22 protein-coding genes are annotated in these 24386 nt (G+C 59.6%); 19 read left to right on the forward strand and 3 right to left on the reverse strand.

Translation table 11 applies throughout. The features are described 5' to 3' along the window. Positions 1–296: 296 nt before the first annotated feature. Complete coding sequence (locus tag AC0L3K_RS25425) at positions 297–542, reverse strand: hypothetical protein (protein WP_007592890.1); 246 nt, start codon at positions 540–542, stop codon at positions 297–299. A 690-nt stretch (positions 543–1232) separates the two neighbouring features. Between AC0L3K_RS25425 and AC0L3K_RS25430 the strand changes: the two genes are divergently transcribed. From AC0L3K_RS25430 to AC0L3K_RS25470, 9 genes are all read left to right on the forward strand, one after another. Further along, positions 1233–1448, forward strand: coding sequence for a hypothetical protein (locus tag AC0L3K_RS25430; protein WP_246649160.1), 216 nt, complete (start codon positions 1233–1235; stop codon positions 1446–1448). A 2340-nt stretch (positions 1449–3788) separates the two neighbouring features. Further along, positions 3789–5246 (forward strand): coiled-coil domain-containing protein, encoded by a 1458-nt coding sequence (locus tag AC0L3K_RS25435; RefSeq protein ID WP_473367094.1) that lies wholly within the window; start codon positions 3789–3791, stop codon positions 5244–5246. Positions 5247–5370: 124 nt separating this feature from the next. Further along, positions 5371–6390 (forward strand): TAXI family TRAP transporter solute-binding subunit, encoded by a 1020-nt coding sequence (locus AC0L3K_RS25440; RefSeq protein ID WP_354128824.1) that lies wholly within the window; start codon positions 5371–5373, stop codon positions 6388–6390. Then, on the forward strand, positions 6387–6947 hold the full coding sequence (locus AC0L3K_RS25445) for a hypothetical protein (RefSeq protein ID WP_354128825.1): 561 nt from the start codon (positions 6387–6389) through the stop codon (positions 6945–6947). Before AC0L3K_RS25440 ends, AC0L3K_RS25445 begins: the two co-directional genes overlap by 4 nt. A 34-nt stretch (positions 6948–6981) precedes the next feature. Next, complete coding sequence (locus AC0L3K_RS25450; protein ID WP_354128826.1) at positions 6982–7578, forward strand: DsrE family protein; 597 nt, start codon at positions 6982–6984, stop codon at positions 7576–7578. A 479-nt stretch (positions 7579–8057) separates the two neighbouring features. Continuing rightward, positions 8058–8354 (forward strand): hypothetical protein, encoded by a 297-nt coding sequence (locus AC0L3K_RS25455; protein WP_007592912.1) that lies wholly within the window; start codon positions 8058–8060, stop codon positions 8352–8354. Between the two features lie 135 nt (positions 8355–8489). Next, entirely contained in the window at positions 8490–8777 is a 288-nt protein-coding gene (locus tag AC0L3K_RS25460; protein WP_473367095.1) for a DUF7662 domain-containing protein, read from the forward strand. Positions 8778–9673: 896 nt separating this feature from the next. After that, the gene (locus AC0L3K_RS25465) at positions 9674–9832 is read left to right on the forward strand and encodes a hypothetical protein (RefSeq protein ID WP_007592914.1); all 159 of its coding nucleotides are present in this window, start codon (positions 9674–9676) and stop codon (positions 9830–9832) included. A 98-nt stretch (positions 9833–9930) separates the two neighbouring features. Beyond that, the gene (locus AC0L3K_RS25470) at positions 9931–10089 is read left to right on the forward strand and encodes a hypothetical protein (RefSeq protein WP_245285881.1); all 159 of its coding nucleotides are present in this window, start codon (positions 9931–9933) and stop codon (positions 10087–10089) included. A gap of 2682 nt (positions 10090–12771) precedes the next feature. Here AC0L3K_RS25470 and AC0L3K_RS25475 read toward each other — a convergent pair. Both AC0L3K_RS25475 and AC0L3K_RS25480 read right to left on the reverse strand, forming a co-directional pair. Continuing rightward, positions 12772–14652, reverse strand: a complete 1881-nt coding sequence (locus AC0L3K_RS25475; protein ID WP_473367096.1) for a tetratricopeptide repeat protein — start codon at positions 14650–14652, stop codon at positions 12772–12774. Between the two features lie 76 nt (positions 14653–14728). Then, positions 14729–14947 carry a DUF6894 family protein gene (locus AC0L3K_RS25480; protein ID WP_007592918.1) on the reverse strand — a complete coding sequence of 73 codons (219 nt, stop codon included), beginning with the start codon at positions 14945–14947 and terminating at the stop codon, positions 14729–14731. 130 nt (positions 14948–15077) lie between these two features. On the opposite strand from AC0L3K_RS25480, the gene AC0L3K_RS25485 reads away from it, so the two are divergent. The 10 genes from AC0L3K_RS25485 (at position 15078) to AC0L3K_RS25530 (ending at position 24376) form a co-directional block, all read left to right on the forward strand. Further along, positions 15078–15200: a hypothetical protein gene (locus AC0L3K_RS25485; protein ID WP_007592920.1), complete on the forward strand. Its 123-nt coding sequence runs from the start codon at positions 15078–15080 to the stop codon at positions 15198–15200. Positions 15201–15350: 150 nt separating this feature from the next. Beyond that, the gene (gene coxB / locus AC0L3K_RS25490; RefSeq protein WP_354128829.1) at positions 15351–16325 is read left to right on the forward strand and encodes a cytochrome c oxidase subunit II; all 975 of its coding nucleotides are present in this window, start codon (positions 15351–15353) and stop codon (positions 16323–16325) included. A gap of 2 nt (positions 16326–16327) precedes the next feature. Then, a complete protein-coding gene (ctaD, locus tag AC0L3K_RS25495; protein WP_354128830.1) occupies positions 16328–18235 on the forward strand; it encodes a cytochrome c oxidase subunit I in 1908 nt (635 codons plus the stop codon). Further along, positions 18232–18831, forward strand: coding sequence for a cytochrome c oxidase subunit 3 (locus AC0L3K_RS25500; protein ID WP_354128831.1), 600 nt, complete (start codon positions 18232–18234; stop codon positions 18829–18831). The genes ctaD and AC0L3K_RS25500 overlap by 4 nt, the downstream gene beginning before the upstream one ends. Next, positions 18828–19181 (forward strand): hypothetical protein, encoded by a 354-nt coding sequence (locus AC0L3K_RS25505; RefSeq protein WP_007592927.1) that lies wholly within the window; start codon positions 18828–18830, stop codon positions 19179–19181. The genes AC0L3K_RS25500 and AC0L3K_RS25505 overlap by 4 nt, the downstream gene beginning before the upstream one ends. After that, positions 19169–20089 carry a cytochrome c oxidase assembly protein gene (locus AC0L3K_RS25510; RefSeq protein ID WP_007592929.1) on the forward strand — a complete coding sequence of 307 codons (921 nt, stop codon included), beginning with the start codon at positions 19169–19171 and terminating at the stop codon, positions 20087–20089. Before AC0L3K_RS25505 ends, AC0L3K_RS25510 begins: the two co-directional genes overlap by 13 nt. Before the next feature lie 72 nt (positions 20090–20161). Further along, positions 20162–20953, forward strand: a complete 792-nt coding sequence (locus tag AC0L3K_RS25515) for a GlcG/HbpS family heme-binding protein (RefSeq protein ID WP_473367097.1) — start codon at positions 20162–20164, stop codon at positions 20951–20953. Positions 20954–21061: 108 nt separating this feature from the next. Further along, entirely contained in the window at positions 21062–22918 is a 1857-nt protein-coding gene (locus AC0L3K_RS25520) for a methanol/ethanol family PQQ-dependent dehydrogenase (RefSeq protein WP_473367098.1), read from the forward strand. Further along, positions 22902–23741: a substrate-binding domain-containing protein gene (locus AC0L3K_RS25525; protein ID WP_473367099.1), complete on the forward strand. Its 840-nt coding sequence runs from the start codon at positions 22902–22904 to the stop codon at positions 23739–23741. The genes AC0L3K_RS25520 and AC0L3K_RS25525 overlap by 17 nt, the downstream gene beginning before the upstream one ends. Beyond that, on the forward strand, positions 23741–24376 hold the full coding sequence (locus tag AC0L3K_RS25530; protein ID WP_473367100.1) for a c-type cytochrome: 636 nt from the start codon (positions 23741–23743) through the stop codon (positions 24374–24376). The genes AC0L3K_RS25525 and AC0L3K_RS25530 overlap by 1 nt, the downstream gene beginning before the upstream one ends. The last annotated feature ends 10 nt before the right edge of the window (positions 24377–24386 follow it).

Here is a 24386-nt window from a genome sequence, read left to right on the forward strand (position 1 = left end):
CCCCCCCCCCCCACAACAGCTCCCCCGGTTGGGTACAAAAACCATACTGCTGTTTTTTTTTTTTATATGCGCTCTGTGTGGAACCCACCCCCCCCCGGGGGGGGGCCCCCCCCCGGGGCCCCGCGCCGGCGACAACATCCTGATCCTGCAACGTCCTGTCCGCGGCGCGTTCAAACGAGCTGCAGTTGCCGAGGAAACTCGGCTTGATCGCCGTGCTACAGCGGCGCAAATCCACCTTCAGTGCGGATGCACATCGCCTGACTGGGATTCGTTTCGAATGACCATACGGCCCCTGGTCACGCCGCCAGCTGACCACCCTCGTTCACCCCAGATGGAGAAATATTCAACACTTGTCCTCCGAGAAAGGTCGCCGGCGCGGTCAACCGGTGAGAGTCCAGCAGATAGCGGTAAACTTCGCGAGCAGCACTCCGCTCTCGTAGAACGCGCTCCCTCTCGCTGATGCTCGCTAGTTTCTCGCGCATTTGAGCCAACTGCTTCGCAGCCGAGGTGGAGTTGCGCTTCTTCTGGACTGATTCCCGCATCGTCTCCTCCGACCAAAAAAATGACGAAAACAGCTTACGTCATTGACAACAATTAACAACGGGATTTATATGATCTCAATATAATCAATATTTATTTCATGCTTGAACCGGATGCAACCATTCAAATACCAAGAAGCGGGCCCTGCGTCGAAATAACAGCCGACCGAGAACAGCTCGCAGAAATCGCCGCGATGATCTTGGCCTCCTGCGTGCAGGACAGAAAAAAATAAAACTTGACGAGAGTCGCAAACCAGACCGACAGCGCAAGGCTTAATTTGCAGGATTAAATCCTAACGACGAATATTTCGCTGACGAGAGTGGAGTGAAACCGGTGATCGAATTAGCCAATTTGCCCATCACGGGCGACATGATCGTCTTCGTCGCGAGCGGCATAGCACGCGCAAAACTCCCACCCGCTCAGATTGGCCCATTTTCGGTGGCGCCCCAGGAGCTTTCGAGAAACGCATAGTCAACGCCCGCGCTGCTGAGCCAAAGAGCGGCGGCGTCCAAGGAATCGCTCAAGCAGCGATCCGGCCGGTTGGAAAAACGTCGTCACGAGCAACCCGCCCTGCTCGAACAAGCACTCCCAGTGTGCGATGCCCCCCAAGTAACCCACACTGAGATGACGACGCACTCCAGCCGGCCGGTTCTCTTTCGTTCGACAACGAATAATTTCCTAGGGAGGCTCGCATGGGAATGATCATGGTCAAATGTCCGCAAACCGGTCGCGCGATTCCTACTGGTATTAGGTCGGACCGTGAGGCTTTCCTGCGGAGCGTTGTGTTTTATGGCAATACTCGATGCCCGGTCTGTCGCGCCAATCACAACTGGTTCGCTCGCGAGGCCTGGGTCGATGAGCCGGTCGTGCGGCCCAGGGAGATATTCGAGGAAGCGCCGCTGTGCTGATGCGTAGCGGGCTTCGGTACAGACGCGGAGCCGAACTGACCAGCACTACACGAGTTTGGGCCGACCGTCTCATTTGACGTCGCGTGTGCGGAGTTGACCTGTTGCGGCATGGCTGCCGCCCCGGCTGGGAACTCGTCTTGGTACGGACCGGTTGCGCTCAATCATGGCGCAGCGTTCATCCAGAATCCTGTCTTGGCGGCTATTTCTGCCAGGGCTTACCGGAGGATGCGAAATATTTTGGTCTATCGTCGTAAAGCGAACTGACGCCCTCATGAACCGTAAGTTAAGCGTCACACCGGCAGGTCGGCGCAAACTAACGCTTCCGATCGCTGATCCTGCAAGGGCCTGTTTGGGGGTATTGTAGTGAGTAGTGCAGTTTGCGGCCGCTTGGCTGTTCTGCGTCAAACGGCGATGGAGCTCGTTAGCCTGCTTGCCCAATTGCAGAGGCTACGAGAGCAAGTGCGAAGGGCGGAAGGGCGAAGCCTCGGAGAAAGAGCGAGATTAGGGCCGGCGTCACGGATGCGTAGGCCCCGGTTTGGGACGAGTTGCCGCACGCGGATTCAATGATGGCGAGCGGCGCGCGTAATTTCAGCGAACTCGAAGACGATCGTTTCACGGATCGACCTTGAAGCCTCCGATAACCCTTTGGCACAGCTCCAGCCGCCCGATCGCTCCCCAATGAGGCGTGCGCGCAGCGGAGTTTCAAGGCAGGCCGATGCGAGTGAAGGCTCTGTGCCAGGAAAAGTGCTGCGCTTGATCCGGCGTCCCTTTCCGGCTCTGACCGAGATCATCCACGAGCGGCATGCTGCGGATCATGTCCTGCACCTGAGTTGTTTAAGCCCCGGCTTTTTATTTGTCTTTAGGTTTTATGAAGCAGCGCTTCATAAGACAATTTGAAAGCAAAGCGAAAGTCGTTCGCGTCAAATCATTTCGGTAGTCGCGCCATGGGAGGCAAATTTAGTTATCTGATATAATCATAATTAATACGACGCAAAACAGGAAATAAGGTCAGAGAAAACCAATGGGAGGAGTGGATGGAGACCGTACGCCGCTTGCGCGCGATGGCGTCGCTGTGCCGACAGACTTCTGCGCATCATCCTGATCGAAGCTGGAAGCTTCTCGCCGAAGCTGAGTTCTGGGAGCACTTGGCTAATGACATGCTTCGCGAGCATTTCGAACAATGCACGGCTGGCTCCTCGCTCCGACCGATCGGACATGATCCGAATGCCGCGGAATCGAGCGCTCGCATAACCGCGTGAATGCTCTCGCTTAGCCCGAATCCCGCTCGGCCGTGTGCCGGGCGTCAGTCCTCTTCAGGGCGCCCCATGGAGAACCAAGCCCTGCCGGCGCCTTTGTCTGGCGGCGCGCAGACCGGAGCAGGGACGCCAAAGCGCGCTCGCTGCCCGGCTCGGGCCGCTCAGACTACCGAGTTCTGTTTTCTGGGTCGGGAATGCGCTTATGCGAAACTGTCGTTCGCCGTTGGACTTGCGCTTTGGCGTCCAGCACCTTTTCCCCAGCTCGTGAGGCGCGCGGCCGGCTCACCTGGTCCGAAAGGCTGGAGCCCCTACCAACTATTCCAGCGATATTACCGTCGACCTTCGCTGCCGGTATTTTCCGGTTAGGTGACGGTCCAACGATCATCTGCTCCTCGTTGCTCGTGCCGGTGCCAATAGCTCCGATCGGCAGACCATTTTGAGCGTGGCCAGCGCCGGCATTTCTTTTGGCCTGCGCCGCCGCCCGCGACTTCGACGTGGCGGGTTGAACGTCCGGGCTGTTGGTTTGACTGGTGCGGCTCAGGTTTGCACCGGCACCAACGTCTCGTGTCCCCATTCCTGGAGGCGCCGATGGACCAGGGTTGGCGCTGCTCGCATTCGTACCCATGCCGGACGGAGCTGACCCACCAGTGTTGGCGCTGCCCGTGCCCGTCCCAGTGCCAGCACCCGCGGAGCCCGCCACTGCGCCGCCTGCTTGGGCGAGGGCCAGCACAGATACGCTCGTGATAATCGCAACGATCAAAGAAGGGATTCGGTGGAGCATTGGACGATCTCCTTCTCAAGCGACCGGCCGCATCGGCCGAAAATTTAACTAGCGACATAAATCATTGAATAAAATATAATATGGTTTATTTTTGCCTATGGATAAATTGCAATTGGGAAACGGATTGACGCATTAATGTCGCGGATGTGGGCACAAGCGCAGATGCAGGCAGGGTCGGGCCTTGGATCGCCCGTTCGCCGCGCAGACGTGTGGATTGTCTCGGATTGTGTTCGTAGCTGTGCGCGCACCTGCGCAACAACGTCGGCGTGGGTTGCACCGACTCTCCTGACGGTAATATCGGTATTGACCATACCCGTTCTCGCGCAGCAGCCAAATTGGCCGGCGAGCGACGCCCATGTCATGGCGACGCACTTGCGCGGCGCGACCGGCTCGGGAGGGTGGCGCGCGGCGCAGCTGAAACCATCTGCCGACACGACACCCCTGAAGCTCGCACAAGCCACAATCAACAATACCGAGCGATCGCGGCAAGTGCTCGCCGCAGAACAGGAGAGGATACAGGCCCTTGCTGGTGACCTTCGAACATGCCGACGGGAGCAGGATATCGTGCTGGGGCTGTTGCAGCATGCACGCGAGCAATGGACCAGCATTGCGGAGGCCACCGAGAATGAAACCAATAAGCTGCAGAAATCGCTTCGGGAGGAGCGCTTGCACACGGAGCGTCTGGAACGGGAACTTGTCAAGGCGCGCAACGATTTCGAAGTGCAGGCACGGCTAAGCCGCGAAATCGGCACCGAGGGTCGCGAACCCGAGCGCCGGGCACAGAGTGATCCGAGAGAGCTGCAACAAGCTGTCGAGCGGGAGAAAGATCGGGCAAACCGGCTGGAGCAGAATCTGACAGCCGCTCATCACGACCTGGAGACCGAGTCGGCAGAGGTAACCAGACAAGCCGCAGAGATCAGTGCAAAAGAGGCAGCGGAGGCTCAGGTACAGGCAAGCCTCCGACAGGAGCACGATCGTACCAAACAGCTGGAGGAGACGCTCGCGACGACGCGAATCGAGCTCGACAACCGATCCCAGCAGATCGCGAAGGCAATCGAAGAGACGGCGCAGGCCAACCGAACGGCAGAGAATACCTCGGCCAAACTGAAGCTCTCATTGAGGGAAGAGCACGAAAGAGCAGATGCGCTGGCGCAAGAGCTCTCGTTGGCGCGTTCCAAGCTGTTCGCGTATGAAGCGCAAGCCGCGGCAAACGATGATCGAGCCGAACAGTTGAAAAAGCAGCTCCGGCGAGAATGCAACCAATCCGGCCGAGATGAGCAAGAACTTACCGCAACACGCCCGAATGTCGGACCGTGGCTACCCGCCGGGGTGTCGGGTGAAGGCGGGGCCGGCAATTCGCCAACAAGGGAACTGCTCCGAACACTGCTGCTGGGATCGCCGCAGGCGCCGCCCGCGCAATTCGCGCGAGAGCTCGTGGTCACAGCAGCTGAGCCGAAGGCGCCATCCCCGGTTCTCGGGAACGAAAACGCAGCCGCGCTCGTGCGATTGATCGCTCGCGCAACCGGATTGCTTCGACAAGGCGACATTGGCGCGGCACGAGTTGTCCTGGAGCGTGCTGCCGAATTAGGGAGCGCACCGGCAAGTTTCGCGCTCGCCGAAACGTATGATCCGAGCCTGCTTGCCAAATGGGGCGCGAGCGGAACGCGCGGCGACACGTCCAAGGCGCGGGAGCTTTACGCCAGAGCAGCAGCCGGAGGGGTCAAGGAGGCAAGGGAGCGGTTCGACGCACTTGGTCGTTAGCAGCATCGGTGCAGACAAATGGTCGTGCGCTGTATCGACTAGTCAGATCGAATTTTAACTTACGTGTCGAAGTGAAGAGTGCAGCGGACAAAACAGAATAGACGTTCCTAGGGGAGCCGGATCGATGAAGCAGCTGGTTGGAATACGTTCTTGGTTTCTCCTCATCGTGATAGCCGCTCCGCTTCTGATCATGGGCTGTTGCCTGGCAATGGCCCAGCAGACTCCGCGGGCGCGTGCGGATCATGCAAGGACGGAAATTGCGGCCATGAACGATTGGACTGTTGGAATTGCCGGAGGTCTGCTGGAAGGAGCTCCCATTCGGCTTGCCGCGGAAATGGCGCGAGTGGCCGATGATGGAACGGACCTCCACGTGCTGCCCATCGTGACCCGTGGCGCAACCGAAAACGTCAATTCGCTGCTGTATTTGCGGGGCATTGATGCAGCAATCATCAATTCCGACGCACTTGACGAGTACAAGAGCCAAGTGCCGGACATCCAGCGACGGATCACCTATGTGCTCAACCTGTTTCCATCTGAACTGCACGTATTCGTCAGGCCCGAAATTCAGAGCTTGAGTGATCTGGTCGGAAAGAAGGTCAATTTCAACACCCAAGGTACCGCCGCAGCTTATTCGGGCCCGCTGATTTTCAGCCGGCTTGGGATCGAGGTCGATAAGGCATTCATCCCCCATCAGGTTGCGATGGAACAAATGCGCAGGGGTGAGCTGGCCGCCGTCGTTTTCATAACCTCGAAGCCGGTGGATGCATTCATACGTGGTCGCTGGGATGTCGGCTTCAAGTTCTTGCCGGTCCCCTACGAGAGCAAGTTCGAAGATTATTATCTGCCATCTTGGCTGGACGCAGCTGATTACCCGAACTTGATCAGGCAGGGGGAACGCGTGACGACTATTGCCGTTCCAACCGTGCTGGTCGCTTTCAATTGGCCGATCAAATCCAATCGCTTTCATCGTGTGGCGCGCTTTGTCGACCGCCTGTTCTCGCGGATCAACAAGCTGCAGGAGCCCGGTTTCGATCCGAAATGGAAGTCGATCAACTTGGCGGCGACGGTCCCTGGCCTGACGCGCTTTCCCGCGGCGCAGGCCTGGCTCGATCGTCTGCCGCGTTCGAGCCAGGCGGCACAATGACGTTCACCCTGATCGCTCTCGTCGTGACGCTCGCGATCGCAAATGACCTCGCTCGGGCCCGAGGCGCCGAAGACCCTATGGCGCCGGTTCGCGTCTCTGATCGGCCCGCAAATGGAGCCGGGGCGTGGATCGTCAGCGAGACCACCTCGCCGGTTGATTATTCATCGATGATCAAGGCTACACTACCATCTCAAGGGGGCAGTTCCGACGCAGCAATGAGCCTGTCGATACGGTGTCGCGGCGGCCTGACCGAAGTGTTGCTTGATGGAGCCGGCCTATCGGGCCGCCGCGAGGATTACACCGTCTCCCTGCGCATCAATGATGATCCACCTTTTCAGGTCTCGACAATCACGGCGGCGCGCGGTGTCGCACTTGAAAGCGATGTCGTTCGCCTGTTGCAATCGATCCCCGGCCACAGCGAACTTTCTGTGCATGTGTCACGCCGGACGGGGGCCGGCGCCGGTGCAGTGTTCGCTCTCGATGGTATCGAGAGCGTGCGTGCAAAATTGGCGACAACATGCAAATGGCCACGCGCGATCGCGAAGCCCAACAATTGATCATGAACCTCAGCTTGCTTGGAGAAACAACATAATGCCCAAATTTCCGAAGATTATCACAGCGATGATCGCGACAATCATCTCGCTCCTGGTCGGGCTGTCTAGTTCCGCGGCACAGGAGACTCGCCTGCTCCCGGCACAGCCTAGTTTGCCTGCAGCCTCAACACATGGCGTGGCAAGAACGCACGCGAATTCATCGGCGCGGGCCGCGACGCCAAAACAATTTGAGCTGGCGCGCATCGTGCCATCGTCTGCTGCCAAGAACGAGCACCGCTTAATCCTTCAAGTCAACACAAGCGACTCCGCGTCAATGAATCTTGCATTGAACAATGCACTCAACGTCGCGCAATACTACAAGGAGGTTGGTGAAGGGGTGAAAGTTGAGGTGATTACCTTCGGCCCCGGCCTCCATATGCTCCGCGATGACACGTCGCCGGTGAAAGCACGAATCGAGGAAATGGCTCTGAGCACGCCGGAAGTATCATTCAAAGCCTGTGGAAACACGCAAGAGAAAATGCAAAAGGCCGAAAATAAAGACATTCCGATCGTTGCCCAAGCCCAAGTGGTGAGGTCGGGCGTCGTTAGGGTGATGCAGTTGCAGGAGCAGGGATGGACCTACGTCAAGCCATGAAATGGCGACCAGACAATGCCCTGTCGAGCGGCTAGGTGCCGGCCTGCGGTCGCGACACCCCGATCGAGTGGGTCGCCGCAGCCGATGCAAATTGAACTGGCCTCGATCGGGGACAGATCTATCGCGCGCTATTCACCGGGCAGCGCCAGACCGACTGTCTGATTACGAGAGCGACTTCGGGAGAGGGTTGAGCGAACATCGGTCGTCTCAGTCACTTGCGAGGTCTGGTAGCAATTTTGCGGGGCAGCCCCTGGCCCGCCCATCCTACTCGGCCGCCTGCTAAGGTCGATTGTCCCGTAGCAGCATAGGGTATCGGAGACGCAGGACGGCGCGAACTGTGACGTATGGTGCTTCGATTTACGTCAGTTCTGATGACCTCTTTTTCGAAGGCAAGCGATTAAATTCCAGTGGATTTTATTTTGTTAACGCGTCAGATTTCTAGACTTAAAGCGAGTCGATTTTACGTTGGGGAATGTTAAATGGCAAAACCTGCCGTTTCCCGTAATACCTTTCGAGGGTTATTCGCTTTTTATGCGAAAGCTGATCACAAGCACGACGGCGATTATTGTGTGCTGAAGCTGTTTGGATCCGCTCAAAACATTCCTGATCGGCCGCTACAGCAGTGGTCGCACCAGGCTGATCTACCCGGCGCGGAAGCCATCGCCAGCACACTGGAGCCGCGCACCCGCGAGATCGTGAATGGTCGTAAATGCTATGACCACGCCAGCGACTTTCTCCACGTGCTGCTGAGAGACCTAGAGCTAAGGGAACACTAAAGAGGCGTCGCTGCGTCAGGCTCCGCGAGGTCTTGCAGACCTGAATGATAATGCCTTTTGCCTCCGCGCTCTATATGCACCAGACTGCTATTCCAATGCCGGGCAGCCGGCCCATTTTGTCGATATAGTGCTCGCATGCCGAGGTCGATTTACCAGCCATTGCATGAAAGGCTGCGAACGGAGAACGGTCAAAGTCTCCGCCTGACCTTTTCAGAAATTGAAGCGATCTTGGGGAAGCCTCTGCCGAGATCGGCCTACACCTTCACTGCGTGGTGGAGCACTCTGAAGAGAGCAGGTCCTCAAGCGAGAGCGTGGATATCCGCTGGTTATCGTGTCCGGGTCTCAATGAAGCACCGCATCGTCGAATTCTATCGTTCTGATGTGAACGCCAATGATCGTCATGGAACGCCCTGGCTGCATTGAAGCTTCCCATGATGGCGGACCTATCAACTTCGGTGTTCGGGACCAACTGCGAGAACACGCTGGCGCAGAATCAAGTTGCAACTTCAGGGCCGCAGCGAAAACTGCTGCGGCCCTGTTTTTGAGCGGAAGCCGCGAGCCGGATGCTCCGGAACGTGGCGAGAAAAATCTAATGGGAACGCTGCGCGATGGCCCTAGGCCGCATGAGGGTTGACGATGGTGTACCCTCGCAGGGAGCGCGGGTGAATTCGCGTTGCGTGCCCACCTGAGTTGGCATCGTACGCCTTCCAGATGTCACCGGCGATGTGCCGTTCAAGGACGAAGACGTGTCCACGTCGCGCGGCAACCATTCCCGGTGCTGGCGAGGTGCGGGGAAAGCGCAGCCAATTGGCTGCGAGGTTCAGTTCCGGTACTACCCGACCAAACACTCGGATCGCCGCACCACATCCGCAGAACGATCGAGGGCAACCGGCCGGACGACCGCTGACGATCTCACTACTTAAGGCCCCTGAGCTGGCCCGTAGGCTAGCAACGGCACCTCGCTGCAGGCGCGGTGCCGGTCTCGTGTATCTCTGCGCCTGCACCAGCGAAGATGAAAAGTCGCATGGCATAATCACGTTGCATTCAGGTGGCGAAGCGGCGCGCAAGGGGCGTGCTTCAGAAGAAATGGATGTCACAAAAGCGAGCAATAAAGCTACGACTACTCGATTGAACATGCAGGACTCCGGGTTAATAGCCCTGCCCCGACGCGCAGAAAGCGCGTTGTAATTTGGCGAAATTAAGCCACTGAAACAGAATTAAATGAAATTTTGAGACCAAATTAAATCGAGACGGGAACGTTTCGATTTGCCTCGAGTCGTGCTTGCGCGACCGGTCCCTTATTGTTCGTGGATCGACAGATGGAAAAGGCAGTCGCCTACGCAATCTCAGCGGCCCTCGTAGGTATCGGTGTTTTGATACTGGTCGTCGGCCTGTCCTCCAGCTCGCCCGCTCTGTGGGTGGTGGTCGCACTCGTGCCGATCACGATCGGGATCGTGAGCGCTTTTGGCCCCGTGTAAGGATGGGGAAAACGGCCGATGGGTCAGATCGTCTGCATTTTCCGAATCGGGCCTCTGTGCACGCTCTCAACTGGTTTCAGATTTACGGATACACGCGCGTGAGCCATTTCGTCTCTATGCTTCTGCTTGCCCTCGCCCTGACGCTGACCTTGTGCTTCGGGGTGGCAGCCTGGCGCGTTTCGGCCGGCAATGACGTCGAGATCACCGCAACGATTCCGCATGAGGAATACGGATGGAGAGCGAGGTCGAAGAAGTGAATGCCTTGGGCTCGCCTTCGGCTACATCCTGCGAGGATGAACATTGATCTTGACGAATCGCGAATGAGTGAAGGCTGCCCGGCGGCTCCGACTGTTACTGCCTCGAGCTCACCAGCAAGCATTTAGGACCGCGGGTCGTCCGTTCGCAACATAGCGATCAGGTTCGCGATCATTGCCTCCAGGTGCGGCAGGCATCGCAGGGCTCAGCGGCGTCGAGGTCGGTCACGTGCCAATATTGGACCCGGTCCGCGACGGCCAGAAAGCTGCGTTCGACCATCGATCGATGCTCCGCCTCTTTCAATCGTATGACAATATCTGCTTGCCGGCAGTCAGCTGAGGCGCACGGCTGCGGAAGTTCATCGACATGGCAGCTCCCAACACAACCAGACATAACAACGGGATGGCCTAATACCGCACCAAGCTGTCGCCTCACGCCTCGCCGCGGTAGCTAGTTCGTTCGTGCTGTCGCATCATCCTCATCTCTGATAAGCTGGTGAGACTGGCGCAAACTAGGGTACGGTGGGCACCACAATCAACTCCTTCCAACTCTCTCGATGAATTCCAACGCGGCTGGGGCAATGTCATCGAACTCGACAAAGCAGCGGCGCAGTTCATCTGCAATCTCTACAGTTACATCACGGGACCAACCCTCTACCGTGTTGAAGACTACGATCCGAGCAGGATGCTTGTATTGGCCTTCCATTATTTGGCGCATCAGCGTCGCTCGACTAGCGTCCTCTTCGGAGGTTTCGCTCCAGGCACGTCCGAGCCCACCTCCGAAATCCTCAAGCACAATATAGACGTCACGTGGATATGGATGGGGCACGATGGACGGAGACTGAGGCATGATTCCGAAATCCCGAAAATACCGTTCGATTTAATTTTCGATATTAAACTAGATTAAAGATATAATTTCAACCTCATTTATAGTCGTCCGGCTGCGCTTTCGATCGGTCGACACTGCTTATCGATCGACCACTCCCCGGCGCACGTGCTCATGGAGGCGACGAAGAAGCGAGCCGTGAGGTAACGGCGACGGCGATGGCAGCCCCAACGGCAAGGACGACAAACATTTTCGGGGGCACGGCAGGCGGAACGGCTCGCCGGTTACCAAATTTTCCCAACGCCCATCCCCAAGTGGGTAATGCAGTCGGCCCAAGCTTTCCCCGTTGCCCCGCGGGCCTGGAGCTCATTTTCGTTCGGCTTGGAACGACTTGCCGATTGCCAAGTTTTCCCGGGCCCTCCCCAAGGGGCGACTGCCTTCGCCAAGGCAGCTCAACAGCCCCAGCTTCATCCGCCCCGAGGCTGGGTCCTTTTGCTGTCTGGATAGCTGCAGACTCAGGAGGGCGTTGATGCAGGGTTATCGCTCGGTCCTTCTTGTCCAACGGTTGAACGACCTCGTTTGTCAACTGTCAGAGCTGGAAGATCTCCGGCTTAAAGTCAAAGAGGCGGAGCGAAGCGCCTCGGCTGTACCTGCATTGCGGTCGCCTCCGAGCACTCGATCGCAGCGACGGCGAGCCGCGGGGGAGCAGACCCCCGAGGACTGACTGGAACCCGATCTAACCTGCGTTAGTGAACGAGGTAGAGACTGTGCAGCTCGACTGCCCTGAAGGGAGTGAACTTCACTGTCCTCCCGCGGTGAGGCTTGAGCAAGGTGCTGCACATTTCGCATTTAAGTGTCTACCGCCCGGGCCGTTGCTATCTTCGGCTTTCTCGCGCGCGACAACGCGCTCGAGCGGTCGATGGGCGCAAGCGTGCATTAACGGACTAGCTGGGTGCGCAGGCCGCACGCGACAGCAATAGCGATGAGGCAGCGTGGCGTCTGAAGCCTTGCCGCACGCTGATGTTCGTCACGGAGCCGGCGAACTCGACCAAAAGCAGGACCAGGACTTACGTGATAACTGCGTCATGCTGCTCGATCGGGCAGGCTGAGACTTGCTGACGATTTGCGACATCACTGGGCATTCAAACCGAAGTGCGCAGACCATCGTGAAGCACTACCGCGCCCGCAATGCGGCTCGCGCCGATTCCGGCATCCACAGGCTTGAATTGCAGGTGCGGAAGAAAGGCATGAAGAGCTGAACGCAGACCGGTATGGCTCGTGTTACAGTAGTGGATGGGCTTCGGTCCTAATTATCCGCCTCGTCGCACGGCGTGCGACGTACGACCATTAAGAGCGTCGTACGAGACCCGGTTTGGTCTGCCGAGGAGTTTAAAAGAGCCCTTGCGGGCCAATTTCTTAAGGATGGTGGGCGCACCAAGGGCTCGAACCTCGGACCCGCTGATTAAGAGTCAGCTGCTCTGAGAAACTTCGCTGGTGGATTCACCCACTGTGAAAATCGGAAGCCAGGCGCGCTAGCTTCTGCAGACGTCAAATTGCCTCAAGGCGTGATCGCCCACGCTTGCCGTCAATGTATTCTTCTTGATCTCCCGGTGCACACGTCGTGCACGCGCCGCCTTCTAACCAACTGAAAATACTGAACTCTCGGTCCAATCCATCATGGGGGCCACGGAAAAGCGATCGTCGTAATATTTTAAACGCCTAACTCACATTCGATAAGGTGAAACATGAGCGTGTGCCCTCATGTCTTGAAGCGGCTCGCACGCATCCTTCGCCTGAACGGGTGGCCAGTTCAACCGGAATAAAAATCACGGCGGGCAAGAGAGAGCATTGCTATCCGCCTAACGAAAAGGGTTCTCGAACGCCGCGGATGCCTGGAATCCTTCGAATAAAAAGGTCCGAAGTCTGAGCTCGCTTCGCACTTGGTCGAGCACCTCTCGCCAATCTCGGGATGACGTCTGTCGAAACAGGCGCATGGTCGGATACCAAGGGCTATCGTCGCGGTCGAGCAACCAGCGATAATCCGGAGTGTAAGGTAACAGAACCCATGTCGGCCGTCCTAGCGAGGCGGCGAGATGTGCAACACTGGTGTCTACCGCGACAACGAGATCAAGACACTTGATTAAGGCCGCAGTCTCTACGAAATCGGTTAGGTCGTCACTGAAGTCGAGAAGCCCCGGGCGCTCTTGCATAGCCTTTCTGTCGTTCGATCCCGGATCCTTCTGGAGGCTGACGAAGGTGGCGCTGACATCCAGGACACTTGAGAGGGTTCGCAATGGTATCGATCGATTGTAATCGTCAAGATGCTCCGGGTTTCCTGACCATACTAGCCCCACGCGAAACTTGTGATGAGGGCCGAGTCGTTCTTTCCAAGCGCGCACACGAGCTCTTGGCGGATTGGGAAGATACGAGATAGCAGACGGGATAGACTCCAACCTCGTCTTGAGCGACAACGGCAAGCTCATGATTGGGCAATGAAAATCGAAGGCCGGCAGGTGACTACTCGCCGACAAGGGAATGCACTGAGCAATGCCCGAAAAACGCGACAAGAGAGAATGCAGCGCATCCTGAACGACAAGGATAATTTGAGCGCCTAGCCTCGCCACCATAGGAACGTAGCGGACGAACTGAATTGTATCCCCTAAGCCTTCATCCGCAGCGATCAAGATCGTCTTGCCTTCGAGACTCTCGTTTCCAAGCCAAATGGGCTGCTGGACTTTTGCATAGTCCCCTCCAAGAGTAGAACTCTTCCAACGCACCTCGCGGCCAGTCCAACCTGCCTCGAAGTCTCCCATTAACAAATGAAGATGCGCAATTCCCAAATCTGCTATGACGTCGTTTGGATCAGAAGCTTTTAGGCGATCATAAATCGCGAAAGCCTCCTCGAATTTATGCATCTTGGTCAGCGCGACCGCCTTATTGTGAAGCGCATCTCCGAAGTTTGATTGAAGCTCCAAGGCCCGGTCGAACCATTGCAATGATTCCTCATCTTCCTTCAAAAATCTTAGTGCAATACCGAGATTATTGCAGATGTTGGCGTTGTCGGGGTCGAGTTCATACGCATCGCGGCAGATCGCTAGTGCGTCCTCGAACCGCTTCAAGCCGTGCAGCAATGCCGCTCTCTGTTGCAGGGTTGGAAGGTGATTTGGCCGCAACTGGTTGCATATGTTGATATATGAAAGCGACTCCTCGGTTCGCCCCAGTTGATGGAGAAGGATCCCACACTGGTTCGCAGCCTCCCAATATTGTGGACTGAGCTTGAGCGCGTGCTGAAAGCTGATCAGAGCGTCGCCAGGTCGTTCCAGTTTCACCAGGGTCTGGCCGTGAGACAGCCACAGACTGGGATCGTCTAATCCCAGCTCGAGCGCCTTATCGAAGGCCTTCAGCGCCTCGTTGTGATCTCCTTGCGACAGAAAGGCGATTCCAAGGCTGAGGAAGTATACTGGCTTGGGATCCTGTCGTATTGCGCGAGAAATCCACTGGTGTGCGTGGTCATAGCGCTTGACCTGTTGGGATAGTAAACCCATCAAGTGGAGCGAGTCTGCGTGGTTGGCGTCCAGTGCAATAGCCTGGCGGCAACAGACCTCCGCGTCGCGAAATTGTCCGGCTCGCATGTGGACGAACCCAGACTCAAAAAGCGCAGCGACCGGTGTGGTAGAATCTGCGCGGCCTTTGGATTTGCGAGATTCTCGAGCAGCAGCCCGGCGTTCCTGACGATTCATGGCGCGTTCAGAGCGAGATTCCCAAAAGCAACCTTTAGGTGATTCGATGCAATCTGTGCACCGTCTTGGATGGTCTTCAGTGCAGGACATCCAGGGGCACTTTCCCGATCTCCTCACCCTCCTCGTTCGTGACCAGGATGGAAAAATGACGATTCCTGAGTTCGGGACGCTCCGCAAGAAGTCTCCTCGCGATCTCCTCGGCAACATCCAGCGCCATGATGTCGTCGGGTAATTCAGCACCTCCCTCGTCTGCAACGGTCTTGGAGTCGACCAGATCGAAATGATAGCGCGGCACGTGAACCCTCAAATTCGTCGCAGGAGCGCGCGATCTCGAGTCTTCGTTCCGGCGCTCGCATGTCAACCCCCGGCAGACCCGCAGGAACCCTCAGGCGCATCGCGGCATTGCTGCGTTTTGGGGCCAACAAATGCTTGGACAGCTGCGCGTGCTTGCCCAGCCGGGCGCGGTCATCGCCGGTCTCGCCGTCCTGCTGCTGATGGCCGCTGGCGACGCGGCGATCGTGATCGCCGTGAAGGGCTGGCCATTCTAGCCCGATGATCGATGTCGGACATGTCCTTCTTCGGCCAACCGTTCCGGTTAGCGCATAGGAACCTTTGTAGGCCTGCCCGGTTCCGCCTGTGAAGCGGAGTGCGACAAAGCGTCAATGCAGGTCTGGGTGCGAAGGCTTCTGGTGTTGTGCATGACCTGGCCGCTTGCTGCGTGCGCGGGCCAGCAGTCGGCGCTTGACCCTCAAGGGCTGCAGTCTGAGCAGATTCGGCATACGCTATTCATCTTCCTCATTGTCGCGGCGATCGTCTGGACCGCCGTCGTCATCGTTCTGGGCCTGGGGCTATTACGCCGGAATCGCACAGCCGATCAGCCGCTGGACCTCCACCAGCCCTTCGAACAACGCTCCGGGCGCGTCGTCCTGGCGCTTGGGATTGCGACCACCGTCGTCGTGCTCGGTCTCTCCTTCGTCAGCTATGCCGGACAACGCACCGTCTTCGCCAAGGACGAGAATGCCCTCACGTTGAAGATCATCGGCCATCAATGGTGGTGGGAGGTTCGCTATGAAGCCGACAGTCCGCACCAGAGTTTCGTGACCGCCAACGAGATCCGGATCCCGACCGGCCAGCCGGTGAAAGTCGAGCTGGAATCCGCCGACGTGATCCACAGCTTCTGGGTGCCCAGCCTGACCGGCAAGATGGACTTGATCCCCGGGCAGAAGAACGAGCTGCAATTCACGGCGAAGAACGCGGGCATCTATCGCGGGCAATGCGCCGAGTTCTGCGGGATCCAGCACGCCCATATGGCGTTCGCCGTGATCGCGATGTCGCCCGACGAGTTCGGGCGCTGGCGCGATCATGAAAACCAGAGCGCGAACAGCCCTACCGATCAACTCGGCAAGCAGGGTGAAGCTCTGTTTCGAGGACGCGGCTGCGCATTGTGTCACAACATCAGCGGTACGATGGCCGGCGGGCAGCTGGGTCCGGACCTCACGCATATCGGCAGCCGCACGACGATCGCGGCGGGAACGTTGCCGAATACGTCGGCCACGCTCGGCGCCTGGATCGCCGATCCCCAGCACATCAAACCCGGCAATCTGATGCCGAAGATGCCGCTGCAATCGGACGAAATGATCGCGATCATTCATTATCTGGAGCAGCTCAAGTGAGCATGGCCGCTGAACCAAATGAGTTGCGGGACGACGTCCTGAACGGCCTGCAGCTTTCGATGCAGCTCGAGCGGGTGTGGCGCACGCCGTCTGGACTTGTCGGTGCGCTCATGTCGGTCGACCACAAGGTCGTTGGACGCCGCTATATCCTGACCGCATTCGCCTTCCTGCTTCTCGGCGGCATTCTCGCGATCCTGATGCGTGTTCAGCTTGCCGGGCCGGAGAAGACGTTTCTCTCCGCCGACAAGTACAATCAGGTCTTCACGATGCACGGCTCGACGATGATGTTCCTGTTCGCCGTCCCGGTCATGGAGGCGTTCGCCGTCTATCTGGTGCCGTTGATGGTCGGCACGCGTAACATCGCGTTTCCGCGCCTGAATGCCTTCAGCTATTGGATGTTTCTGTTCGGCGGTTGCTTTCTGTGGATCTCGTTCCTGTTCAACGTCGGTCCCGATGTCGGCTGGTTTTCGTACGTTCCCCTCTCGAGCCTGCAGTTCACACCGACGAAGCGGGCCGATGTCTGGGCACAGATGATCACCTTTACCGAGGTCGCGGCGCTCGCAGTCGCCGTGGAGATCGTCGTCACCGTGTTCAAGCTCCGCGCGCCCGGCATGACGCTCGACCGCATTCCCCTGTTCGTCTGGGCCATGCTGGTGACGGCCTTCCTTGTGATGTTCGCGATGCCGTCGATCATGGTCGCATCGACGTCACTGATCCTTGATCGGCTCGTCAATACGCGCTTCTACGACTCCTCATCGGGTGGGCATCCCCTGCTCTGGCAGCATCTGTTCTGGTTCTTCGGCCATCCCGAGGTCTACATCATCTTCATCCCGGGTACGGGAATGGTCTCGGCGATCCTCGCGACGTTCGCGCGGCGGCCGGTGATCGGCTATCCCGTCGTGATCCTCTCCTTGATCGCGACCGGCTTCCTGTCGTTCGGCCTCTGGGTCCACCACATGTTCGTCACGGGCCTGCCCCAACTCGGCGCGGCCCTCTTCACGGCCTCCAGCATGCTGATCGCGGTGCCGAGCGGGCTGCAGATTTTCTGCTGGCTGGCAACGCTCTGGGATGGACGTCCGGTGTACCGGACGCCGCTGCTGTTCGTGATCGGCTTCATCGTCATCTTCGTGCTCGGCGGGTTGTCCGGCGTGATGGTCGCCTCGGTGCCGATCGACACCCAGGTGCACGACACCTATTTCGTCGTGGCCCACTTCCATTATGTCCTGATCGGCGGCGCAGTCTTCCCGCTGGTCGGCGCGGTCTACTATTGGTTTCCCAAGATCGCAGGCCGCATGCTGAGCGAAAGACTCGGACGCTGGAATTTCTGGCTGGCCTTCATCGGCTTCAACGTCGCCTTCTTCCCGATGCACATCCTTGGGCTGATCGGAATGCCGCGCCGGGTCTACACCTATACCGCCGACATGGACTGGGCGCACCTGAACCTCGTGTCCAGCGGCGGTGCTCTCGTTTTCGCGTTTAGCTTCGCGGTTCTTCTGGCCAATGTGATCTACAGCCTTCGCAAAGGCGCGCTTGCAAGCGACAATCCCTGGAATGCCTCGACGCTGGAATGGGCGACCTCGTCGCCGCCTCCGCCGCAGAACTTCGACCGCATTCCGGTTGTCAAGCACCGCGATCCGCTGTGGGCCGATAGCGAGAGCCTGTCTGTGGTCGCGGGTCTGAGTGCCGAGCGGCGCGAGGTCCTGCTGACCTCGCTTGCGGAAGCCGAGCCCCAGATCCGCGAGGCTTCGCCCGAGCCGAGCATCTGGCCCCTGCTCACAGCCATCGCAACGACGATATTCTTCATCGGATCGATCTTCACGCCTTGGGCGGTGCTCTGGGGCACGCCGCCGATGGCCGTGACTTTGATCGGCTGGTTCTGGCCGAGCGGCAGCAAGGAGGACGAGGAGTGAGACAGACCATCGTCCACGACGTCTCGGACCTGCCGACTTACGGCTACGGCCCGCGCAGTGGCCCGTGGTGGGGCGCCATGGGTTTCATGGCCCTCGAAGGCATGGGCTTTGCCGTTGCAATCGGCGCGTACCTTTATCTCTACGCAGTTAACCCGAGCTGGCCGATCGGAGCCTCCCCGCCGGATCTCTGGCCGGGGACGGTCGAGACCGTGATTTATGTGTTGAGCATCATTCCCAACGAGTTCACCAACCGCGCCGCGCACCGCCAGGATATCGCGAAGGTGCGGATCGGTCTCATCGTGATGGCCCTGATCGGCATCGCGCTCCTAGTGCTGCGCGGCTTCGAGTTCGCACATCTCAACACCCGCTGGGACAATTCAGCCTACGGCTCGATCGTATGGCTCATTCTGGGGCTGCACACGACCCACCTTGCCACCGATGTCGGCGACACGGTCGTGCTGGCAGTGTTGATGTTCACGCGTCATGCGAAACCGCGCCGGTTCAGCGACGTGACCGACAACGTGTTTTATTGGAACTTCGTCGTGCTCGCCTGGCTGCCGCTCTATGTCTTGCTGGATTGGGTGCCACGCCTATGACCGCAACCGATCAACAATCCAGACTGCTCTACTGGGCCGGCGTTGCGCTTGGGCCCATCGCGTGGGGTATCAATTTGCAGGGCGCCTACGTGCTCGCGCACTTCTCCTGCGAACAGACCAGGATCAGCGGCACGATCATGAGTGCGGTTCTGGCTATCGTCGCCCTCGCAGGCACTGTCATATCGGCCCGCGCGGTTCGGCGCGGCGCGGGGGCTGAATGGGCCGATGCGCGGGGTGGCGGGCCACGAACGTTCATGGCCTGGCTTGGCGTCGGCTCCGGCGTGCTGTTTGCGTTGGTGATTGCGAACCAGTTCGCCGCCTCGCTCATGATCAGCCCATGCCTGCGCTGAGCCTTGCAGCACTGCTGCTTGCGCTGCTCGCGGGACCGGCCGCCGCGCACGGACTATCGGAGGTCGATCCCGGCTCGCTGTGGAGCTACGATCCCTGGCTCATGGCCCCGCTCTATGCCGTCGGTATCGCCTTCTATGTCGGAACGCAGCGGCTCTGGCATCATGCGGGCGGCGGCCACGGCGTCAGCTTCCGCCAGGTGGCCGCATTCTGGACCGGATGGCTGGTGGCCGCGCTCGCCGTGACCTCGCCGCTGCACTGGCTCGGCGAGCGTCTGTTCACCGCGCACATGGTCGAGCACGAACTCCTGATGGTGGTCGCGGCACCGCTGATGGCGTTCGCCCGGATCAATGGTCCGCTGCTGTGGAGCCTCCCGGCCCGGCTCCGCCCTGCGGCGGGTCGCGTGCTCAATCTGCCGATACTGGCGTGGCCGTGGCGGCTTGTGAGCCATCCGATGAGCGCGACCATCCTCCACGGCGCAGCACTCTGGGTCTGGCACGCACCGCCCTTGTATGCGTGGGCGCTCGAGAATACGGCGATCCATCGTCTCCAGCACATCAGCTTCTTTGCAACCGCGCTGTTGTTCTGGTGGGTGCTGCTGCATGGCCGCGGTCAGGGCCGTAGCACACGAATTCGCGATGGCATCGCTGTCGCTTGCCTGTTCATCACCATTCTGCATTCCGGCGTGCTCGGGGCCCTGCTGACCGTGTCGCCGCGGCTTTGGATCCCAGGCCAGGGCGCCCTCGCTGGCGAGTTCGGCCTTTCGACACTCGAGGATCAGCAACTCGCCGGCATCCTGATGTGGGTGCCCATGGGCATCCTCTATACCGGCGCGGCGTTGTTCTTCGCTCATCGGTGGTTGACCGCGAACGGCGGGAGGACGCGCCTGCTCCTTCAGCATCCGGGCTGAGCGACGCTGCATAGGAACCGCAACTTCTCTTCGAACGTTCGCCTGCCGACTGCGACACTCCACGGAGGCCACATGGAAAAACGATCGCTCATAGCGGCAACGGCTATCCTCACTGCGACATTCGTGAGGCCTGCAGTCTTGAACGCGCAGGATCAACCCCGGCCGGGGGTGTCGTGCCCGGTCGACCATGACAAGCTCGCGGATATCCTCAAGAAGAGTGTCAAGCCGGGCGGCGGCCCGAGCAACGGAGGTCTCGACAACAACGAATGGGCTGCCGTCGTCAATCGGCAGGGCGTCGTCTGCGCAATTGCCTACAGCGGCGGCAAGGTCGACGACCAGTGGCTGGGCAGCCGGGCCATCGCGGCCGAGAAGGCCAACACGGCGAATGCATTCAGCCTGAAGGACAAGGCGATGGCGACGGCCAATCTCTATGCCGGTGCGCAGCCCGGCGGGTTCCTGTTCGGCGCGGCACTCGGCAACCCGCCGTCTCCGGAAGCCTTGTACACCGGATCTCCGGACAACTTCGGCACGGCCCAGGATCCGATGGTGGGCAAGCCGGTCGGCGGCACCATCGTGTTCGGAGGCGGGCTGGCGCTCTATGACGGCAACGGCGTGGCCGGGGCGCTGGGTGTGAGCGGTGACAGTTCCTGCGCGGATCACAATGTGGCCTGGCGCGTGCGTCACCAGCTCGGGCTCGACCGCGTGCCGGCCGGCGTCAGCCCCAATATGAAGGACGCGATCATCTTTGACATCGGACCTGACGGCAAAAGTCCGTCTGGATTTGGTCACCCGAAGTGTAACGGCAAGGAAGATCAGATCGCAGTCGACCTCGGCGCCGGCGTATCCGGCAACGTCGTGAGATAGCTCGTCGATCTCACCATTTTGGAACCAAGCGAAGGCGGAACGTTTGTAGGTTCGTAAACCGGCCTGCAACGCAGCACGGTCTCGTCACTGCCGTGGAGATCTTTACATATGTTAGTGCGTGGTCTCACGCGTTTGCTGGGCCTGTTTCCGGGCATCCTTTGTGCTCTTTGCGCCAGTTGCGCGGTGCTGTCGTCCGCGTCAGCACAGAGCGATCTCGCCAACCGCATGAAAGACCCGGCCCAGTGGCCGATGGCGGCGCGCGACTACGCCAACACGCGCTACAGCGAACTCGACCAGATCAACGCCTCCAATGCATCGCGGCTGCAGCTCGCATGGACGTTCTCGGTCGGCGCCGATCGCGGCCAGGAGGCGGCGCCGCTCGTGATCGACGGCACCATGTATGTGGTCGGCCCCTATGCGGGCCCCTACCCCAACCGTGTGTTCGCACTCGATGCCACGACCGGTGAATTGAAATGGTCCTATGCGCCGAAGCCGGAGCCCGCTGCCGCGGGCGTTGCCTGCTGCGACGTCGTCAATCGCGGACTCGCTTTCGACAATGGCAAGATTTTCCTCAACACGCTCGATAACCATACCGTCGCCATCGATGCCAAGTCCGGCAAGGAGCTGTGGCACACGAAACTCGGGGAGATCAACAAGGGCGAAACCATCACGATGGCTCCCGTGGTGGTGAGGGGCAAGATCCTTGTCGGCAACAGCGGCGGCGAGATGGGCGTGCGCGGCTGGGTCACCGCACTCGACGAGACCACCGGCGCGATCACGTGGCGCGCCTATTCGACAGGTCCCGACAAGGACGTGCTGATCGGAGACGATTTCAAGCCGTACTACGACAGCCTGAAAGGCAAGGATCTCGGCGTGAAGACCTGGCCCGCCGACCGCTGGCAGATTGGTGGCGGCACAGTCTGGGGCTGGATCTCCTACGATCCCGAGCTGAACCTGATCTACTACGGCACGGCCAACCCTAGCCCCTGGAATGCGAACCAGCGCAGCGGCGACAATCTCTGGAGCACGACAATCTTTGCCCGCGATCCCGATACCGGTCGCGCTAAATGGGCCTACCAGATCAACCCGCACGATCTGTTCGACCACGACGAGATCAACGAGAACGTGCTCGTCGACCTCGAACTGAACGGAAAGCCGCGCAAGGTGCTGATCCACCCCGGCCGCAACGGCTATATGTACGTCATGGACCGCGCCACTGGCGAGGTGATCTCGGCGGACGCGTATGACTTCGTCAACAGCTACAAGGGCGTCGATCTGAAGACCGGCAAGATTATCCCGAACGAGGAGAAGATGCCGCTTGTCGGCAAGACGGTCGAGAACATCTGCCCGAGCGCGCCGGGCGCCAAGGATTGGCAACCGACGGCGTGGTCGCCGCGCACAAAACTCCTCTATGTGCCCCATCAGCATCTCTGCATGAGCTTCAAGGCTTCTCAAGTCGGCTACATCGCCGGGACGCCCTACGTCGGTGCAGACGTAGACATGTATGCCGGCCCCGGCGGCTATCGCGGCGAGTTCATGGCCTGGAACCCGATCGCGCGCAAGAAAGTCTGGGAGATTCACGAGAAGCTGCCGGTCTGGAGCGGCGCACTGGTCACAGCAGGCGATGTCGCCTTCTACGGCACCATGGATCGCCTGTTCAAGGCAGTGGATGCCAAGGACGGGCACGTGCTCTGGCAATTCCGTGCCGGCTCCGGCTTCATCGGCCAACCGATCTCCTATCGCGGCTCCGACGGACAGCAATACGTGGCGATCCTGTCGGGCGTCGGCGGCTGGCCGGGGGTCGTCGCTAATGCAGAGGTCGATCAGCGCGTACGCAACGCCGCACTTGGCTTCACCGGCGCCACCCAGGACCTGCCGTTCTATACCGCGGGCGGGAGCGAGCTGCTGGTGTTCAAGCTCGGCGGCGCGAATGGTGAGGACACCAGTCATGCGCCTCCGAAATAATCTGCCGGGCATCGCCCTGGGATTTCTCTTTGCGCTCGCGACCACAGCGGCGGCAGCGTCGGATGGCGGGCTTCGCGTCTGTGCCGATCCGAACAATTTGCCGTTCTCCAACAGCGCCGAGGCCGGATTCGAGAACAAGCTTGCCGCCATGGTGGCCGCGCATTTCGGCGAGCAGGTCTATTACACCTGGTGGCCCCAGCGCCGCGGCTTCATCCGCAGCACGCTGAAGGCAGGCACATGCGACGTGGTGATGGGCGTGCCCGCCGGCTACGATCTCGTGGAGACGACGAAGCCATATTATCGTTCGACCTATGTCTTCGTCACGCGCCAGGACCGGCAGCTCGATCTCTCCTCTCTGGTCGACCCGCGCCTGCACGATCTGGCGATCGGGGTGCACCTGATCGGCGATGACGGCAACAATCCGCCGCCCGCGCAGGCGCTCGGTGACCAGGGCATCGTCGACAATGTCCGCGGCTATTCCATCTACGGCGACTATCGGGAAGCCAATCCGCCGGCGCGCCTGATCGAGGCGGTCGAGAGCGGCGCGATCGATGTCGCCGCCGCATGGGGGCCGCTGGGCGGTTATTTCGCGCAGCGCTCTCCGGTGCCGCTGACGGTTACGCCGATCAGGGATTACGAGCGCTTTGCGCCCCAGCAATTCCAGTTCGCCATCGCGATGGGCGTGCGCAAAGGCGACCGCGCCCTGCGCGACCGACTCAATGCCTTCATCGACGAGCACCGATCCGAGATCAACGCCTTGCTGCGAAGCTACGGCGTACCTCTGGTCGAGCTGCCGGTCACGGCATCGGGAGGACATGAGTGATGTCTGGTCCAGTACTGCGCGCGAGCGCCCTATCGTTGCTGCTGGTGGTCGTGCCGAATGGCGCGGGGCTGGCCCAGCAGACTTTGCCGCAGTCGCAGGAGGCGCAGATGCCGACGCTGTCTCCCCGCCCGAATTTCGGTGGCAACGTCGGCAATGGCAGGCCCGGCGTCTTCATGCAGGTCCCGGTCAGTCACCTCCATCCCGGCGCGCAGCCGGACCCGCCGCAAATCAAGAATCCCGTGCAGGGCGATCCCAATGCGGAGCAGCGCGGGATGACTTACTATGTCAACTTCAACTGCGTCGGCTGCCACGCACCCAATGGCGGCGGCGGCATGGGGCCGGCGCTGAGCAACAACAACTTTACTTACGGCTCGCAGCCCGAGAACATCTTTCTCTCGATTTACCAGGGGCGGCCGAACGGAATGCCAGCCTGGGGCGGCGTATTGCCCGACAGCGTGATCTGGGATCTCGTCACTTATATCGGTAAGATCAGCAACGAGCCGAGCCACCAATGGGGCCGCACTTTTTCTGCGAATCTGCCATCGCCCGAGGTCGAGCAAGTCCCGAGCGAGCAGGTCTCCACGACCGATCCCTGGTCTGCCACCAAGTCTTTCAACTTCGGCCAGAAGCCCTGACCGGCCGGGC

It is taken from the genome of Bradyrhizobium sp. MI1.10 (assembly GCF_055811035.1).